General features: G+C 35.3%; 2 protein-coding genes. Both read left to right on the forward strand.

All coding sequences use genetic code 11. From position 1 onward, the window contains the following. The coding region (locus tag DNU06_RS17315) for a T9SS type B sorting domain-containing protein (protein WP_146239321.1) at positions 1–592 on the forward strand (592 nt) is incomplete at its 5' end. A gap of 223 nt (positions 593–815) precedes the next feature. Next, the coding region (locus DNU06_RS17320) for a PKD domain-containing protein (RefSeq protein WP_146239322.1) at positions 816–2,591 on the forward strand (1,776 nt) is incomplete at its 3' end.

The raw sequence follows: 2,591 nt of genomic DNA on the forward strand, positions 1-2,591 counted from the left end.
CAGTGCTGGTTGCGTGGATTCTGTATTGTATACTAACTATTTTGATGTGATTGCTAACCCTAAAGCTTATTTTACTTTTAGTCCCAACTCCCCTAATCTTCAAGAGCCCATAGTACAATTTAAAAACAAGTCTACTTATGCAAGTAGCTATGATTGGAATTTTGGCGATAATACGACCTCTTCTGAAGAGAACCCTTTGTATACCTATCCTAGTTTTGCTAAAAACTATACGGTTGGCTTAACTGTTACAGACGCCACTGCATCTTGCTTTGACTCTTATGAAACCATACTCATTGTAAAAGACGAAATTTTATATTTTATCCCCAATGCATTCCGACCAGGTTCTGGAAACATTAACCGTATTTTTCAACCACAATTTACCTCAGGAGTAAATGTCTATGAGTTTCGTATGCAAATTTATAATCGTTGGGGAGAATTAGTATTTGAATCCTTTGATCCTAATGGTGGATGGGACGGATTTTACAACGCTGAATTGGTCAAACAAGATACTTATGTTTGGAAAATTGATTTTATCGAATCCATGTCGGATAAAAAACATTCGGACACTGGAATAATTACCGTATTAAGGTAAGGCAAAAGTTTGGAGGGCATACTAAACTGTATGCAATGCTGTATTCTTTTGAATGCTTTAAATTAAATGCACAGCTATCTTTTTAAAGCACCATTCCTTTGATACTTTTTTGAATTAAAAATAGCTGGTTAAACGATAGCTAAACCCTTAGCATGATCTTTAAGACTAAAGCTTACTTTAGACTATTTAATAACTGGTAAAAATAAAATTTTATGATATTGCTATGTTAAAAAAAACTGTAGGCTTCATTTTTTTAGTTGGTTTGCAACTTTCATTATATGCGCAAGAAATATGCGATAACGCATTAGATGATGATGGCGACGGCTTGATTGATTTGTACGATCCCGATTGTCAATGTGGTGCTGGATTAAATGCACAACCGTCTTCCGCCATTCCCAATCCAAATTTCGATAACTCTTCCTGTTGCCCAGTTCCCCATCCATGGCCTGCCAACACCAATCAATTAGGCTGTTTAGATGATTGGACATCTGCACAAACTTCCTTAAATGGATGGGCACTTAATTACTTAAATTCTTGTGACAGTTGTGGTAATTATAACAATTCTCTCACCTACAATAATCCACCACAAGAATGCTCACTAACCGTAGGCAATGGATTTGTTCAAATGGAATTTAATAAAAACAATAATCCTAGTTGGGTTTATAATTCTGGCATCTATGCTTGTTTAAATGCACCATTTATGCCCGGAAATACTTACACACTTGCTTTTGACACGTATAACTCTTATCTAAACCCTTTTTGGATTAATCTGCTCAGTCATAAAATTCACCTTTCATTGATGGGAACCACAAACTGCAGTAATATTCCAATTCTAAACCAATATTGCGCCGATCCAAACTGGTATATTTTAGACTCCATTAGTCCAATAATTCCTATTGATAGTACTTGGCATACTTTTACCTTTACTTTTTCACCTTCCGTGCCAACTTACGCAATTGCACTAACCCCATCTTGTATTCTGATAAACACTAATGGAATTAGTAATTATTTTGATAGAATTATGTTTGATAATTTAGATTTAAACTATGGCAAAAAATATGACCTTCAAATAGCAGATACTGGTAGTTTTTGCACCAATGATTATTTGTTAACCGCAAGTATAGACACTACAGGTGGGACTTGGCAATGGTACAAAGACTCCGTTGCTTTAGTAGGTGAAACAAGTAGTATGTTAGATATTACAACTTACGGTTTGGGTAACTATACTGCATTATATGTTTTAAATGGTGCATGTCAAGGACTCAATTACGAATCCATCCCATCCGTTTATCCCTTTGCTTTTATTAATTCCTCCGGAAATAACTGCTTGGGAGATAGCATCACATTAGATGGGTCAAGTTTTGTAAATAATGGCTATTCAATAGCCAATCATTATTGGGACTTTGGAAACAGTGATTCCGCTTTTGTAGAAGATTTTACTTATACGTACGACAGTTCAGGTACTTTTGTGGTAAAATATACGGTTGAAACAAATCTTGGATGTCAAACGACAGATAGTATTATCGTTAATATATATGATAATCCAATAGTAAATTTTGCCTCTAACGAAAATTGTTTTTCAGATTCTGTTAACTTTATCAGCCTAAGTACCCTTAGTTTGGGCAGTGTGATTGATAGTTTACATTGGGATTTTGGGGACAACACCACTGCCTTAGATTCTTTAGAAACACATTGGTATTCAAACGCAGGAACTTATAATGTTACGCTTTATGCCGAATCAGACTTAGGTTGTTTTGATAGCATCATTAAACAAATAACAATCGACCCAAATCCAACTGCGGCTTTCACCGTAAACGATACCTGCGTGCTAGATGCAATAACTTTGTCTAATAATTCAAGTATTACTACAGGAAGTATTCAAACTTACGAATGGGATTTTGGCGATAATACTACGAGTAACATCCAGCAACCAAGTCACACCTATAATCAAATAGGAACTTATACCTTAGCATTAATAGTTGTCTCGGATTCCGGTTGT

The sequence above is a fragment of the Putridiphycobacter roseus genome (genome assembly GCF_003234935.1).
Classification (GTDB): domain Bacteria; phylum Bacteroidota; class Bacteroidia; order Flavobacteriales_D; family Crocinitomicaceae; genus Putridiphycobacter; species Putridiphycobacter roseus.